9 protein-coding genes are annotated in these 14,764 nt (G+C 42.8%); 5 read left to right on the top strand and 4 right to left on the bottom strand.

Annotated features, from left to right (window positions below):
* Positions 1 to 161 precede the first annotated feature (161 nt).
* On the bottom strand, positions 162 to 623 hold the full coding sequence (locus AC1DCV_RS21180; protein WP_477025039.1) for a hypothetical protein: 462 nt from the start codon (positions 621 to 623) through the stop codon (positions 162 to 164).
* A gap of 498 nt (positions 624 to 1,121) precedes the next feature.
* Between AC1DCV_RS21180 and AC1DCV_RS21175 the strand changes: the two genes are divergently transcribed.
* Positions 1,122 to 2,450 carry an AAA family ATPase gene (locus tag AC1DCV_RS21175; protein WP_477025038.1) on the top strand — a complete coding sequence of 443 codons (1,329 nt, stop codon included), beginning with the start codon at positions 1,122 to 1,124 and terminating at the stop codon, positions 2,448 to 2,450.
* Positions 2,451 to 2,455: 5 nt separating this feature from the next.
* Positions 2,456 to 3,676, top strand: coding sequence for a tetratricopeptide repeat protein (locus AC1DCV_RS21170; RefSeq protein ID WP_477025037.1), 1,221 nt, complete (start codon positions 2,456 to 2,458; stop codon positions 3,674 to 3,676).
* A gap of 78 nt (positions 3,677 to 3,754) precedes the next feature.
* Here AC1DCV_RS21170 and gyrB read toward each other — a convergent pair whose 3' ends face one another.
* Positions 3,755 to 5,737, bottom strand: coding sequence for a DNA topoisomerase (ATP-hydrolyzing) subunit B (gyrB, locus tag AC1DCV_RS21165; RefSeq protein ID WP_441573112.1), 1,983 nt, complete (start codon positions 5,735 to 5,737; stop codon positions 3,755 to 3,757).
* A 123-nt stretch (positions 5,738 to 5,860) separates the two neighbouring features.
* Entirely contained in the window at positions 5,861 to 7,540 is a 1,680-nt protein-coding gene (locus AC1DCV_RS21160) for an AsmA family protein (protein WP_477025036.1), read from the bottom strand.
* A gap of 176 nt (positions 7,541 to 7,716) precedes the next feature.
* Between AC1DCV_RS21160 and AC1DCV_RS21155 the strand changes: the two genes are divergently transcribed.
* Positions 7,717 to 8,640, top strand: a complete 924-nt coding sequence (locus AC1DCV_RS21155; RefSeq protein ID WP_477025035.1) for a helix-turn-helix domain-containing protein — start codon at positions 7,717 to 7,719, stop codon at positions 8,638 to 8,640.
* A 944-nt stretch (positions 8,641 to 9,584) separates the two neighbouring features.
* Here AC1DCV_RS21155 and AC1DCV_RS21150 read toward each other — a convergent pair.
* Positions 9,585 to 10,049 carry a PepSY-like domain-containing protein gene (locus tag AC1DCV_RS21150; protein ID WP_441573115.1) on the bottom strand — a complete coding sequence of 155 codons (465 nt, stop codon included), beginning with the start codon at positions 10,047 to 10,049 and terminating at the stop codon, positions 9,585 to 9,587.
* A 255-nt stretch (positions 10,050 to 10,304) separates the two neighbouring features.
* Here AC1DCV_RS21150 and ileS point away from each other — a divergent pair, with 255 nt between their 5' ends.
* On the top strand, positions 10,305 to 13,631 hold the full coding sequence (ileS, locus tag AC1DCV_RS21145; RefSeq protein WP_477025034.1) for an isoleucine--tRNA ligase: 3,327 nt from the start codon (positions 10,305 to 10,307) through the stop codon (positions 13,629 to 13,631).
* A gap of 6 nt (positions 13,632 to 13,637) precedes the next feature.
* Positions 13,638 to 14,687 (top strand): TraR/DksA family transcriptional regulator, encoded by a 1,050-nt coding sequence (locus AC1DCV_RS21140; RefSeq protein WP_477025033.1) that lies wholly within the window; start codon positions 13,638 to 13,640, stop codon positions 14,685 to 14,687.
* Positions 14,688 to 14,764: the final 77 nt, after the last annotated feature.

The following is a 14,764-nucleotide window of genomic DNA, read 5'->3' as shown; positions in this document are numbered from 1 at the left end:
CCTATTTAACCTTAATGTTAACAGAGCCGAAAAAAGGGGGTACAAATTAATTGTTAACTGAGGGTAAACAATAAACATAAATAATATAACCTTAACGTATATACGAACAAAGCCCCGCCTTTATAGGCAGGGCCAGTGTGCAAAGTCATCAAAAATGATGTTTAATAAATTTCGACTTTGAAAGTCCCGTCCGTTAAAGGTTTTTCAATATCACCATTTGATAATATACCAGAGAATGTACCCTCCGCATGTTTACTATTAATGCTCGTTATATTTACTTTGATATTTCGACCGGTATACCCCATCTCCTTTTGCTGGATTTGCATCAGGGACATTTCTACTCCTTCAAATGAGCCGGTAGTAAGGGAATCTTTAGGAAACGTAATCATCAGTTCCATGTGATAGCCGAAGTTATTAGTCACACCATCCACTACCAGGGTTTTCTTGCCGGCATAAATGGTATCAGTGACATAAGCTTCGGTAGAATTGGACTGATAAGTATCCTTATCCAGTTTAAAGAAAAAGCTGCTGGCTGGCCTGGCGTCATCTTTTTTGGAGCTACAGGCACTCAGACCTACTCCTAATACAGCAATGATGGCTACCAATAATAATTTCATACGCATGACGTAATAGTTTTTGTTTCGGTATGCCTTTTTAGTCAGGAAAAACCAGTGCCGGCCGCTATGGTGGCGGCCAGCAATAATTTAAATTAACATAGGATACTGGTCAGGTCTGTTGGCATAGGGATAATGTGGGTGCAATATATATAAATAAAAATGAATTAAATAAATTATATATGGATATGACGCTAATTGATTGTTTTTTCATGGTAAAACTTAGTTTTAGAAAACGCTATAGTTAATTATTATGTGTGTGGCCGGCATATACGGAACAATTCGATGGGAGCTAATGCCGGATGGAAGATATCTTTGCAATTTGGGGGATGTTATCAGGTTTATGAGATCCCCGGTAGCGCTGGATAGAACTTTTTGGGTTTCATCATAGTCGTGTATCAGGTAGGACTACGCTTCTAAACACTGGTCGAAATACTATAATTAACAATTTTTTTGGGCCTGAATTGCGTATTATTACGGCGTTACTGAATATTTTAAAAGCACATTATGTCATCGGAAGTAATAAAGCAATTACAGGAGGCGGTGCAGTTTTCGCCGGAAAATGTGCCTTTACGCATGCACCTGGCGCAGGTATTGCTGCAGGATTATGAATATACCGCAGCTGAAGAGCAATACAGAAAAGTGTTGGAGCTCTCTTCTGCTAATACAGCTGCCCAGCTTGGTCTGGCGCGGACTTTTTACCATCAGCAGAAATACTCAGCTGCCATTGTGGTGTTGGAACAACTGGAACACCGGGAGCCTGATCACTTCGATGCCCTGCTGTTACATTGCCGCATCCTGGTGAAAGAACAATCTATGCCCCAGGCAAAAGATATATACCAGCATTTACTGCAAATAAATCCAGGCTTCCGCGATGAAGCATTGGACGGACTTTTCCGTGTAGCCCAGCAATCTCCTGCTTCTTTTAGCGGTGAAGATGAGGAAGAAGAAGAAGGCGAAAGCTTATTCATGCTGGAAAAACCTGAAATCAATTTTTCAGATGTAGGTGGCATGGAAAGAGAAAAGCAGGAAATAGATCTGAAGATCATTAAGCCTCTGCAATTTCCGGATCTATATAAAGCCTACGGTAAAAAAGCCGGTGGAGGTATTTTATTATATGGTCCTCCCGGCTGTGGTAAAACCTATCTCGCCAAAGCTACCGCAGGGCAGATACAGGCAGAATTCATCAATGTAGGTATTCATGATGTGCTGGATATGTGGGTAGGTACAAGTGAGAAGAACCTGCATAGCCTGTTTGAGCTGGCCCGTCAGAGTAAACCCTGCGTGCTGTTTTTTGATGAGGTAGATGCATTGGGCGCTAACCGCTCTGCACTCCGGCAGTCTGGCGCAACTCATATTATCAATCAGTTCCTCGCAGAAATGGATGGTATTGCCGCCAGCAACGAAAATATTCTCATCATCGGTGCTACCAATGCCCCCTGGAGCCTGGACCCGGCATTCCGCCGCCCCGGCCGTTTCGACAGAATCATTTTTGTGGCTCCGCCCGAAACAGAAGGCAGAGAAGAAATACTGAAACTGCAACTACGCAATAAACCGGTAAGTGACATTAATTATAATGCATTGGCGAAAGCTACACCTGGTTATTCCGGTGCTGATCTGAAAGCAATTGTAGATATTGCCATTGAAGAAAAACTGCTCGAAGCACTGCAAAAAGGTGTACCACAGCCCATCACACAAAAAGAATTATTAAAAGCCGCTAAAATCCATAAACCAACCACAAGGGAATGGTTTAATACTGCCCGTAATTATGCGCTGTATTCAAATGAAACCGGTCTTTATGATGATGTATTGAAATACCTGGATATTAAGAAATAACGATTATGGCTGTATTAATTCAGCGCGCTCAGATTTTGTTACAGCAAGGCCGCTTCGAAGATGCCTTTACTGCGCTACGGCAGCACCTGAGCACAAATGCACATGATACCGAAGGCCTTTATCTATTGGCAGTATGTTACCTGGAAACAGGTAATACTGCAGAAGCAGAACAGGTAGCCGCCAATACACTCAGCTTCGCTCCCTATGACGACCGGTTCCTGTATCTGCAGTCAAGGATAGCCTTCATTAAAAATCAATATAATGAGGCTATCAGGGCTATCAGCAGTGCCGTGGCTCTCAACCCCCACTATGCACATTATTTTGCCATGTGGAGCCAGATATTGCTGAATAAGAAGGAGTATGAAGCCGCACTACATAAAGCGGATGAGGGGTTGGCGCTGAATCCGGAAGATGAAGCCTGTCTGAATCTGCGCTCCCATGCTTTGTTTAGTTTAGGCAGAAAAGAAGAAGCATTTTCAGGCCTGCATGAGGCACTGGAACATAACCCGGAAAACGCTTACACCCACGCCAATCTCGGTTGGAAATGGCTGGAAGCACGTAATCACCGCAAAGCGCTGGAACATTTCAGGGAGTCATTAAAAATAGACCCTAATAATGAAGTGGCCAGAAATGGTATGGTGCAGGCCATGAAAGCAAAGTACTGGCTATACCGACAGTTCCTGAACTACTCCTTCTTTATGGGGCGTCAGAAAGCACGTACCCAATGGGCCATCATTATTGCTATTTTTATACTCACACAAATTGCTAATCAGTATTTCTATCCGCTATACATTGTCCTCGCATTAATGGCTATTTCCACCTGGTTGATTACGCCGGTGAGTAACCTGTTTCTTCGCCTCAACCCTTACGGCAGATATGCCCTGAGTCCGGAGCAAACAAAGGTATCCAACATTGTAGGTATTCTCTTAGGAGGTACATTGCTCTCAGGAATAGCGTTTTTGCTCACAGGGATTAACGGCCTGCTGGCATTGTGCATCTGTACAGGCGTTATGCTGTTGCCATCAGCAGGATTGTACGTGTCTGAAAGAAAAAAGAGCCGCAATTTTACGAGATGGTATGTATGGGGCCTCGCCCTGCTGGGCGCGTTAGGAGTGGGCTTTACTTTTTTAACAAACGAACCTTTTAATATATTCGTTACCGTTATGCTGATCGGTGTTTTCGGGTACCAGATTTTAGCGAATTATATTCTCACAAAAGAAGGATAAAAAAGAAACGATAAACAAGAAAGCCTTCCGTTTTTAGCGGAAGGCTTTCTTGTTTATAACCTAAACGTATATACGTAATTAAGCATCGATCTTTGCATACTTCGCATGAGATTCAATGAATGCTCTGCGTGGTGGAACTTCGTCACCCATCAGCATACTGAATACACGGTCAGCTTCTGCAGCACTTTCAATAGTTACCTGTTTCAGTGTGCGATGTTCAGGATTCATGGTAGTATCCCACAGTTGTTCTGCGTTCATCTCACCCAAACCTTTATAACGCTGAATGGTTACGCTGTCTTCTTTACCGGCTCCTGCCAGTTTCAGGGTAGCAGCTTTACGCTCATCTTCTGTCCATGCGTAAGTTTGTTCCTTACCTTTTTTCACGAGGTACAACGGTGGTTGTGCAATGTATACATAACCCTGTTCTACCATGGCTTTCATATAACGGAAAATGAAGGTCAGGATCAGTGTTGCAATGTGGCTACCATCCACGTCAGCATCCGTCATGATGATGAGCTTGTGATAGCGCAGTTTGCTAAGGTTCAGTGCCTTGTCATCTTCTTCTGTACCAATGGTTACACCCAGTGCAGTAAAGATGTTCTTGATTTCATTATCCTCATAGATTTTGTGCTCCATAGCTTTTTCTACGTTCAGGATCTTACCACGCAGTGGCAGGATAGCCTGGTAGTTACGGTTACGGCCTTGTTTGGCAGTACCACCCGCGGAGTCTCCTTCGACAAGGTACAGCTCACATTTGGTAGGATCGTTATCGGAGCAGTCAGCCAGTTTACCCGGTAAACCGCTACCAGTCATTACACTCTTGCGTTGTACCAGCTGACGGGCTTTACGGGCAGCTTCGCGGGCTTGTGCAGCCAGCACTACTTTATTGATAATCGTTTTTGCCTCACGTGGATTTTCCTCCAGGAATGCGTCCAGTACAGCAGCTACGGAGCTGTCTACCACACCCATTACATCAGAGTTACCAAGTTTGGTTTTGGTTTGACCTTCAAACTGTGGCTCAGGAACTTTCACGCTGATAATCGCACTCAATCCTTCGCGGAAGTCATCTCCGGTTACTTCGATCTTCGATTTCTCGAACATCTTATTTTTATCACCATAAGATTTGAATACACGGGTAATAGCGCGGCGGAAACCGGCTACGTGTGTACCACCTTCAATGGTGTTGATATTATTAACGTAAGAGAAAATGTTTTCACTGAATGCATCATTATACACCAGCGCCACCTCTACTGATACATTGGAAACCGGTTCATGCACTTCTACATAAATCGGTGTTGGCAACAGTGGGTTACGGCGGCCGTTTTTGTCGAGCATCTGGATAAATTCTTTGATACCACCTTCACTGTAGAAAGTTTCAGAGAAATTATTTCCTTCTTCATCCTTTTCCCGCTCATCAGTTAATGTAATTTTGATTTTGCGGTTCAGGTAAGATAGTTCGCGTAAACGACCTGCGAGTATTTCGCGGTTGTAGGTAGTTTCCTTGAAAATTTCACCGTCTGGTTTGAAGTGTATAGTAGTACCAGTTACTTCACTAACGCCTATTTCACGTACAGAGTACTGCGGTACACCGCGGTGAAACTCCTGTTCAAATAATTTGCCTTCAGTTTCTACTGTTACATGCAGTACGTCACTCAGGGCATTCACGCAACTTACACCCACACCGTGCAAACCACCGGATACCTTATAAGTGTTCTTGTCAAATTTACCACCGGCGTGGAGTACCGTCATTACAACTTCCAGGGCAGAACGGCCTTCCTTAGGCATGATACCAACAGGAATACCACGACCATCATCCTTTACGCGGATAGAGTTATCCTCCAGGATTGTAACATCAATATTTTTGCAGTATCCGGCAAGGGCTTCATCAATGGAGTTATCTACCACCTCATAAACCAGGTGGTGGAGACCCTTGATGCCAATATCGCCGATATACATGGCTGGACGCTTACGTACGGCTTCCAGACCTTCCAATACCTGTATACTCCCTGCATCATATTTGTTGCTGCTGGGGCTGGGTGCTTGCACTAATTCTTCGCTCATATGTTGGTGTAAAATCTATTAGAAATAAAATCGGTAGACAATCATGCAAAAATACGAAAAATAAGCCTTATTTCCACAAAAGAATGCCTGTTTTTAAGAGGTGAGGACAGGCTAATTTTGCCATTACAGATTTCCGGCGCCAGCAATGTCTTTTACCCCCATAAATAAAGTTTTCCACACCAGGTTAAAATAGGATTTTTGGATGTCGCGCTGGCAGGTTACGGTGGCAATGCGTGGTATTTCTCCTTTTAATGGATTAGATTCGTTGATAACCAATGAATTAGCGATCAGGCTGATAAGTCCTTTCCGCTTAAATTCCTTGTGATCCTTATCCAGCTTCAGTACCGCAATTTTCAGGTTCTGATACAGCATGTTTACATGTCCATCTGCTTTTCTTTCATCTCCTTTAATATTAAAGGTCAGTTCCTGGATATCGCAGGAGCGGATTTCAATTTTTCCTAGTGGCTTGGTAATTACATTGAGGTCTTTCCCATTCATATTTTTAAGTTGCCCGGAAACTGCAAAGTGGCCAGCCTTATCATTCAGGGAGAAATCGAACCTGGCGGTGAGCTTACCGCTTTGCATAAATACAGCATCTACATCAGCTATCATATGCCTGTTTTGGACAACCAGGCTGTCGATATTGGTAATATTTCTGAATCGCCCGTGCACATGACTGAAGTTTATGTACCCTGATTGCTCGGTTACCGGGCTTAATTCGGTATACCGGATATTGATATTACTGGCAATAAGCGTATCAATGCTCAGGGGGAGTTTTAACTTATGCAGCAATTGATGGGGATATTGCCCCAATTTGTTTCCGGGGGGCATTGGCAACATGCGGTTCCGGTAAATTTCCACATTACCGCTCTGTATATTTACCCGTTGTGCCCAGACCTGTTGCTCCTGCAGCAAAAGCCGGGGATTCAGGTCATGCAGACTGATATCGTTGAGTATCATTTCATACCGGTCCTGTTGTACGCCGGTTTTTCGTTGAAAAGCCACTTTATCATACCGGGGCTGTACTTCAAATCTACCAATATGGAGGGTACGCAATGCGGCATCATACCGGATACCCCGTACATTGATCCAGTAAAGGCTATCCCGGGTCCTGTTCATATAGTCTTTCATCTCTATTTCGTAGTTGCGGGCGTATAAAAAGCGGGTAGGATCATCCAGGGCTAAAGAATCTATCAGGAAATCATTGATGCGCACCCTCAGGTTATGAAACTGGTGAACAACACGGGAGGAATCTTTCCGTGTAAAAATGTATTTAAAATTGGTACTGTCCAGCGCCAGTTTACCGATGAAAATAGACTTCATCCTGGCAGATATGTTCTGATAAGCAGTTTTCGGTTTACTGGTATCTATTACAGTTGCGTTTTGCTCCATGATAATACTGGGGCCAGTCACGGTAAGAGAGGAGGCACTCAGTTCTTTTCCGATGAAATAGCGCCACGGTTTGAAGTATTTCAGTTCTAATTTGTCTACACTGATGGTATAGATATCTGTTGGTGCCCTTTGCTGGGCCAGCAGTTGCCGGTAAATTACCGTATCCGCTACCATGACAACTTTTTCCACAGTGACGCTCCCGGAAAGTACATCAAGGTGCAGATCCTTAAATTCCACCGTATAAAGACTATCTGATAACGCTGCTACATATCCGGGTAATTCGCGCTTCAATAGCCTGTTCCAGTGGCGATTCAGGTACCAACCGGTTGCTATTACTAATAGGAGAAGGCTGCCGAAAGTGATGAGTACAATCTTAATCAGTTTGCGTATATTAAATCCGTTTTTTGCCATCAGTAAGGCATAAACGAAATTTATACCAATAAGTTCTGTGAGCGCGCGACTGCAGCGTAAAAGCATTCTGTTCAGGTGAGGGGCTTTGTAACTGTATTGTCAAAACGTATTTGTTTAAAAAATGAATCCCTAAATTTGTGACTTCGATAACAGCATGGATTTAAAAAATAGCTAAAGTGAAAGAAATACAGGAAATATTGGCATTAGCCATTCCGCAACCCGCGATGAGCGACCAGCTACAACTGGCGGAGCAGGATAGTGTGTCAGTACCTGACTGCCTGGACTTTACTTTACAGCGTTTTACATATGATAAGCCACTACCGGTTGAAGATGTGGCGATGGTTGTTTATCAGCCAGCCAAAAGAGGGCAATCTGCTGCTATTGAGCTCCGGTATTGCGTTGCAGGAACCAAATATTGTAAAAATCCATCCTGTACAGATCAACTTTGCTCAGAAGGTCACAAAGAGGCTTGTTCAGACAGGGTGCCGTCAGTGGATTTGATCACCGTGCGCTTTCAACCTGCCTTTATACAGTCGCTGCAGAAAGGGACCACTACTTTCTCTTTATTTGAAAATCAATCACGTAAACCTTTTGTGAAAACCATTCAGCCATGTACGAAATCAAAATCCGTACTGGAAACCATGGTACATCACGATTACGAAGGCATTCTGAAAAATATATTCCTGCAAAGCCGTGCGTTGGATCTGCTGTTATACAGCTCCGACCAGTTTATGCAGAATGATACGGACGAGCGCTATGGTTGCCGCTTCCTGACTCACCTGGAAGACCGCGAAAAAATAGAAAATGCCCGTGGTATTTTACTCGAGCAACTGGACTCTCCTATTACCATCAGGGATTTGGCGCGCCGGGTAGCTATGAATGAATGCTATCTTAAAAAAGGCTTTAAGGCCATGTATGGTACTACCATATATGATTACTTCCAGAAAGAAAGGATGGAAAAAGCCAAGGGTCTGTTGTATGAAAAAGGCATGTCTGTTTCAGAAGTGGCCATGTTGATGGGCTATTCCTGTATTTCTCACTTCTCTACAGCTTTTAAAAAGCATACCGGGCTTAAGCCTTGCGAACTTTTGCTGCGCTAGTAAGCCAGTGTCTGTTTAATATCTCTTTACATTTTACTTTTACATAGAATTATGATACCGGGAAACCTGCTATCATAAAAGAGTTATATGTATTTTCCTTTTTCGATCATTTGTTTTCCCGAATTGAAAAGTGGAAGATAAAATATAGCTGTTTCTTTGTAACACGATAGGCAAATATCCATTTGCGTTTCCTATAAGCTTCCTTATCAGATTTGACCATGGAAGAAGCTTGGCTGGCAAAAAGTAAAGCCATAAATAATACTTGCATGAATATCAAACACCATTGAAGTTAAGTGCATCTTGCCAGAAAAGTTTCTACCAGATTTTTATAAAGTCGTTCGCTTCTGCGGGCGACTTTTTTTGTGGGGAAGTTGGTGATTGGGGCTTTTGGGATCAAGTTGAAACTTGGAGATAGTGGAAATTAGTCAACATTACCTACAAAATGTATTCTCATTATGATGACTCAGTCGATGCTATGCTTAGGAGAGGCTATATACATACAGAAGTATCGCAGCAGAGGTGGACTTGATGTGGAGATGACTTCCGGATGTACCATCAGGAAGAAATAGAATCAGAAGATAGATGGAGGTCAGAACTGGCCATAGCAGCGCAGCTTCGGTACCAGGCTGTAGCAGCGAAAATACATATACTATTGAAAGGAAGCAGGTGTAAAGGGGTTATTATCAAAAATCTTTAATACAACAGTTTCGCTACCCGCCACCTGATGTGTAAAACTAATGAGATGAGTATTGTATAATATTCGGTGAGTATTTGAGAATGGCAAACGCAGGTTGAATGGCATTTAGAGAGTATTGAAAAAGCTATTTTCCAACTTTTGAACTTGATCAGTGTTTTGTTCTTGGAGCCAGGAGCAAAAGAAAACCCCGCCCAAAAGAGCAGGGTCTGTCCTATTTATCCCTATACCTATGAAATACTTGTTTGTGTTATTCAGTAATGGTACCTGCTTCGTTCAACAACACTGATTTGTCTGTACCGTTTTCCTGAATATTTATTTTGTAGTATGAAGCCACATCTGATCTCTCAATTTTCCAGCCATCTTTTATGGTTGCTGCCGGATATTTTGTTTTCAATGTACCAGACACTGATTCCGGAAGAGTTTGAGCATCATAAGCGCTTCTTGTGGCAATCCATTTGCCATCCGCATCATACTCTGCAATTGTGTTTATGTTTTCTTTTTGGAAACTTGCTGTCCAATGTCCTGCACTTGTCTTTGTCCACTTAGCAGCTGTTGTTCCCGCAAAATTCTGATCAAAAGAACTTTTAACTGCCTCAGGTGCCTGCACCGTTTTAGCAACTATTTTTGTTTTCTTAACTGATTTTTTTTGCTGTGCAAAAGTTATGCCGGAAGTGAATAGAACCGCGCAAAAAATTAACGTCAACTTTTTCATATTCGATATGGTTTTTTCCGTTGGGTTAAAATTAACTACTAGGTTTTTCTAATCTTCCTGGCAAATAAGCTAAAACAATGCCAAAAACGCAATTTAATTGCTCTTTATTGCAAAGTACAAAAAAAACAATAAAAAATATTCAAAAAGCTTTGTTTTTAATAAAGTTGCCCCTTTAGGAGCCAGTGTATTTTCTTAACTTCGCACAATTTTAATCAATTATTGTCTAAATAACATCAAAGGGCGGGGAATTGTTTTATGTCCAGCAAATATCAGGAATATAGCCAGTTGAATTTACCTCAGATCGAGAAAGATATACTGCAACACTGGGAGCAGCACCAGACTTTTGAGAAGAGTGTGGAAGTGCGCGATGGCGCCACTCCTTTTGTTTTTTATGAAGGCCCCCCAAGCGCCAATGGTTTGCCGGGTATTCACCATGTTATTTCACGTACTTTAAAAGATCTGGTTTGCCGTTACAAAACGATGCGTGGTTTCCAGGTAAAGCGTAAAGGCGGATGGGATACGCATGGCCTGCCAGTGGAGCTGGGTGTAGAAAAAACACTCGGGATTACTAAGAAAGATATTGGTACTAAGATTTCTGTTGAAGACTACAATGAAACCTGTCGCAGAGAAGTACTAAAGTACAAAGATAAATGGGATGACCTGACCCGTAAAATGGGCTATTGGGTTGATTTGAAAGATCCTTATATCACCTTTGAGAATAAATATATAGAAACCTTATGGTGGGCTTTGCAAACCCTGTATAAGAAAGGATTGTTATATAAAAGCGTGAGCATTCAGCCATACTCCCCTGCTGCCGGTACAGGGCTTAGTTCCGCAGAACTGAACCAGCCAGGTACATATAAGAACGTTAAGGACACTACTATAGTGGCCATGTTTAAAGCCCTGCAGGCAGATAATTCACAATTCCTTTTTGATGCAGCCGGAACAAGTGAGGTGTTTTTTCTCGCCTGGACCACTACTCCGTGGACATTGCCATCCAACCTGGGTTTGACGGTAGGTGCTAATATAGAATATGTATTGGTAAGTACTTTTAACCAATACACTCACCTGCCGGTGAATGTTGTTATGGCGAAAGTATTGCTGGGTAAGTATTTTAAGGCAGAAGGTGAAAATGCTGATTTTGATGCTTATAAAGAAGGCGATAAAGTAATTCCCTGGAAGATACTGAGCAGCTTTAAAGGAAGTCAGCTGGAGAATATCCGCTATGAACAATTATTGCCGTTTGCGCAGCCGGAAGAAGGAGATCCCTTCCGAGTAATTCTGGGCGATTTCGTTACCACTGAAGACGGTACTGGTATAGTACATACTGCTCCTGCTTTTGGTGCAGACGATAATAGAGTTGGTAAAAAGAACGGCATTGGTATTTTAACGCTAGTAGACAGAGAGGGGAAGTTTACAGATAATGTGGGTGAGTTTTCTGGAAGATTTGTAAAGAACTACAAGGATGACCCTGATTATAAAGATGTAGATGTTGATATTGCGGTAAAGCTGAAAAAGGAAAACCGGGCGTTTAAAGTAGAAAAATACGAGCATACTTATCCTCACTGCTGGCGCACAGATAAGCCAGTTTTATATTACCCGCTGGATGCATGGTTTATTAAGACCACTGCAATGAAGGAAAGGATGGTGGAATTGAATAAAACCATTAACTGGAAGCCTGCCTTCACCGGAACCGGTCGTTTTGGTAACTGGTTGGAGAACATGGTAGACTGGAACCTTAGCCGTAGCCGTTATTGGGGTACTCCTTTGCCGATATGGCGTACAGAAGATGGTACAGAAGAGAAATGTATCGGAGGAATTGAAGAGTTGAATGCTGAGATCCGGAAAGCAAGTGAAGTTTTGGGAGGAGATGTGAATAAATCATATCTGCATGAAGGTATTCTGGATTTACATAAACCCTATGTAGATGATATCATATTGGTGAGTGAATCAGGGCAACCAATGCGCCGCGAGCCGGATTTGGTGGATGTTTGGTTTGATAGTGGTGCAATGCCTTATGCACAATGGCATTATCCGTTTGAAAACCGAGAGCTAATAGATAAAGGAGAGTCCTTCCCGGCTGACTTTATCGCTGAAGGTGTGGACCAAACCCGTGGCTGGTTTTATACATTACACGTATTAGGTGTAATGCTCTTCGATAAAGTGGCATATAAAACAGTGGTATCCAATGGATTGGTGTTGGATAGTAATGGTAATAAAATGAGTAAACGCCTCGGAAACGTGGTAAACCCATTTGAAACCATTGAAAAGTATGGTGCAGATGCCACCCGTTGGTACCTGATCACCAATGCTTCCCCATGGGACAGTCTGAAATTTGATGTAAAAGGTATAGGAGAAGCCCAACGTAAATTGTTTGGTACCCTGTATAATACATATAATTTCTTCGCCATGTATTCTAATCTTGATAATTTTACTTTCAAGGAGGCATACATTCCGTTAGAAGAGCGTCCGGAAATTGATCGTTGGATCATTTCCGTATTAAATACCCTGGTGAAAGATGTGACCAGCAGCTTTGATGATTATGAACCTACACAGGCAGGCAGAGCTATCGAGCGTTTTGTGGATGAGCAGCTGAGCAACTGGTATGTGCGTCTTTGCCGCCGCCGGTTCTGGAAGGGAGAATATGAGCATGACAAAATCAGTGCGTACCAGACATTGTACGAATGTTTGGAAAAAATTACACAACTGATGGCCCCGGTTTCCCCATTTTTCACAGATTGGTTATTTAACAACCTGAACAGTGTAAGTGGCCGCAGTAAAGCTGCTTCTATCCACCACACTGATTTCCCGGTAGTTAATACTGCTGCAATAGATGCAGATCTGGAAGAAAGAATGCAACTGGCGCAGGATATTTCGTCACTGGTACTATCCTTGCGTAAGAAGGTGAACATTAAGGTTCGTCAACCTTTGCAAAAAGTTTTAATACCAGTTACCAATGTTCGGATGCAGGAACAAATAGAAAAGGTAGCGGACTTGATAAAAAGTGAGGTGAATGTCAAAGGGATTGATTATCTTACGGAAACGGAAGGTTTTATCAAGAAAAAGATTAAGCCGAACTTCAAGTCGCTTGGTGGTAAAATGGGTGCAAAGATGAAATCTGTGGCTGCCGTTATCGGCGGGTTTACAGATGCAGATATTGCCACGATAGAGCGCGACGGCCATTTCAACCTGGTTGTGGAAGGAGAGCAAGTGCAAATCCAACTCTCTGATGTTGAGATCATTTCCGAAGATATTCCGGGATGGACAGTAGCTAATAAGGGCGCTTTAACGGTAGCGCTTGACATTACTATTACTCCCCAGCTACAGGATGAAGGAAATGCCAGGGAACTGGTAAACCGGATACAGAAAATCCGCAAGGATAGTGATTTTGCTTTAACAGACAGAATCAACGTAACGGTTGAAAGTGTGGAGGCGCTCAAGTCGGCCATTGTGAACTATAATGACTATATTTGCACGGAAATTTTGGCAGATAGCCTGGAATTAGTGGAGCGATTGCATGATGGTACAGAAATAGAGGTGAATGACCTTAAATTTAATGTATTAGTTAACAAAAAAAGCTAATCCCCCATGGCAACAAAAAAGAAGGTTGCTAGTAAAACGACCCAAAAGGTAGCTCCGGCTAAGAAAACGGCGGCAAAGGCTCCAGCAGCAAAGAAACCTGCTAAACCTGCCCCCGCTAAAAAAGTCGCACCCGCACCTAAGAAAGCCGCTGCAAAAAAAGCTGCCCCTGCAAAGGCGGCTCCCAAAGCAGCTGCAAAACCAGCAGCCGGAAAAGCCGTGGTAGCCAAAAGTACTGCTAAAAAAGCCGCCCCTGTGGCGTCGAAACCAGCGGTAAAAAAGGCTTCAGCCATACAAAACAGTAAATTAACATCCGTCAAGAACGTTGCTGTACCTGCAAAATCGACCGTTAAAAAAGAGCCTGCTGTAAAGCAGCAAGTGGTTACGAAAAGTGTTTCCGCTGAAAAAGAGAAACCATTTATTTCTAAGTCAGAAGAAAAAGAACTTAAAACGATGGCAGTAAAGAAAGCAGATACTAAGGTAGAAGTTGCTAAGGAAAAAGACTCCTCGAAAAAAGCAGCTGAAAAGCCAGTTGTTAAGGCTGAAAAATCAGTAAAGACGGAAAGATCCGAAAAACCCGAAAAAACTGAAAAAACCGAGAAAAAAGGTGGAAAAGCTACTTTGGTAACTTATCAACCTGAATTTACTAAGTCAGTGTTGGATCAACCAGCACCACCTACCGGTCCTGTATACAGATACAGTGATTCCGACCTCCAGGAGTTTAGAGAATTGATCCAAAAAAAGCTGGAGTCAGCTAAAAAGGAACTCATCTACCTGCAAGGCTTAATCACCCGTAAAGATGAAGCTGGTACTGACGATACAGAGAACAAATACATGAGCATGGAAGATGGTAGTGGCTCCCAGGAAAGAGAGCAACTTAACCAGATGGCCAGCCGTCAGATTCAGTTCATTGATCACCTGGAAAAAGCTATGATGCGCATTGAAAATAAAACCTATGGTATTTGCCGTGTAACCGGTAAACTCATAGACAAAGCACGTCTCAGAGCTGTTCCACACGCTACATTGAGCATTGAAGCCAAACTGGCTAAAAGTAAATAGTCTTACCCACCGGTAAAGACGCAACGAAAAAGGCGCAGCGGACTAGTCCACTGCGCCTTTTTTATTTCTTCACTGCG

Source organism: Chitinophaga sp. 10T418, from assembly GCF_056394125.1.
Note: the sequence above shows the minus strand (reverse complement) of the source record. Positions and strands in the feature narration are given on the sequence as shown.

Excerpts from the sequence above, each read along its gene's own strand:
- AC1DCV_RS21180 (WP_477025039.1), bottom strand. The coding sequence starts at position 623 with ATGCGTATGAAATTATTATTGGTAGCCATCATTGCTGTATTAGGAGTA.
- AC1DCV_RS21175 (WP_477025038.1), top strand. The coding sequence starts at position 1,122 with ATGTCATCGGAAGTAATAAAGCAATTACAGGAGGCGGTGCAGTTTTCG.
- AC1DCV_RS21170 (WP_477025037.1), top strand. The coding sequence starts at position 2,456 with ATGGCTGTATTAATTCAGCGCGCTCAGATTTTGTTACAGCAAGGCCGC.
- gyrB (WP_441573112.1), bottom strand. The coding sequence starts at position 5,737 with ATGAGCGAAGAATTAGTGCAAGCACCCAGCCCCAGCAGCAACAAATAT.
- AC1DCV_RS21160 (WP_477025036.1), bottom strand. The coding sequence starts at position 7,540 with ATGGCAAAAAACGGATTTAATATACGCAAACTGATTAAGATTGTACTC.
- AC1DCV_RS21150 (WP_441573115.1), bottom strand. The coding sequence starts at position 10,049 with ATGAAAAAGTTGACGTTAATTTTTTGCGCGGTTCTATTCACTTCCGGC.
- ileS (WP_477025034.1), top strand. The coding sequence starts at position 10,305 with ATGTCCAGCAAATATCAGGAATATAGCCAGTTGAATTTACCTCAGATC.
- AC1DCV_RS21140 (WP_477025033.1), top strand. The coding sequence starts at position 13,638 with ATGGCAACAAAAAAGAAGGTTGCTAGTAAAACGACCCAAAAGGTAGCT.